Below are 1,171 nucleotides of genomic sequence, written 5' to 3'. Positions count from 1 at the left end.
TATAAAAAGTGGATAAAAATATGAATAATTTTATTAAAAGTATAAGCTATACAGATGATTTGAACTATACAGTATATGATAAATCAATAGATGAACTAGGGGATAGATTTAATATTGCTAAAGATAGTGATATTGAAAAAGTGTTAGCGATTATGAAGAAAAATAACCTTGAAAATAATGGGATTGAGTTTATTAATATCTATGATTATTTTGTTGCTGAAGAATTGACTGAAGAACAGATAAATAACATGGAACTTTAAGAGGGATAATTTGTAGTTGGGATATGGTGAGTGCAAAGTGATTTATTTAATTTCTGAGCTGTAAAGTTTAATTAATTGCTGTAATTTTTAAGTTATATAGATTACACTATCTATATAGGCAGTTTTTCTTTAAGGAACCCATATATTTTTGCCCGTATAAGAGACATTTATGAGCTGCCAAGAAGTGATTTGGTCATCTAGGAGACAAGCAAAAGAGCCCTGGAGTCTTGATGTTATGGGATTTGTATAAGTGTCTATTAGATAAGAACCCCGATAAATAGGGGACGAGAACTTTATTTACAATTAACATTGTGAAATGCAACACATCCAATTAGATAAGAACCCCGATAAATAGGGGACGAGAACGAAAAATGATGATAAACTTCATCCCGAAAGTTTAAATTAGATAAGAACCCCGATAAATAGGGGACGAGAACTACAAATACAATTCATACATATCGTTTGAGTAACTAATTAGATAAGAACCCCGATAAATAGGGGACGAGAACTCACTTTTCGCAATCACCATATCTTTGATGAATCGATTAGATAAGAACCCTGATAAATAGGGGACGAAAACTTTAACAGTGACTTTCACTCTGTTTCCAATTTTCAAATTAGATAAGAACCCCGATAAATAGGGGACAAAAATATTTATTTTATAAAAGCGCTTCCAAAAGTGTTGGATATCTTATAAAATTAAGGGGATAGAACTTAAAAGATGTGAGGAGGCAATAGATGAAAGATATCATTTATGTTGAAAATCCATATTTTATTACAGCTAAAGAAGATAGTATTAAATTTAAAAACATTAGAGATAAATCTGTTAAATACTTTTTATTTAGTGAGATAGATGCAATAATATTTGATCATCCAAAGTGTTATCTCACTCAATCGTTAGTAGTAAAATG

Annotated in this window: 1 protein-coding gene and 1 CRISPR repeat array; the gene reads left to right on the top strand. The window is 30.1% G+C overall.

Features of this window, described 5'->3' with window-relative positions; all coding sequences use genetic code 11:
• Positions 1 to 20: 20 nt before the first annotated feature.
• Positions 21 to 260: a hypothetical protein gene (locus CD122_RS10800; RefSeq protein WP_103358959.1), complete on the top strand. Its 240-nt coding sequence runs from the start codon at positions 21 to 23 to the stop codon at positions 258 to 260.
• Between the two features lie 256 nt (positions 261 to 516).
• Positions 517 to 912: a CRISPR direct-repeat array (repeat unit 36 nt; unit sequence ATTAGATAAGAACCCCGATAAATAGGGGACGAGAAC).
• Between the last annotated feature and the right edge of the window lie 259 nt (positions 913 to 1,171).

The organism is Staphylococcus rostri, from assembly GCF_002902145.1.
Lineage (GTDB): Bacteria > Bacillota > Bacilli > Staphylococcales > Staphylococcaceae > Staphylococcus > Staphylococcus rostri.
This window is presented reverse-complemented; position numbering and strand designations above follow the sequence as displayed.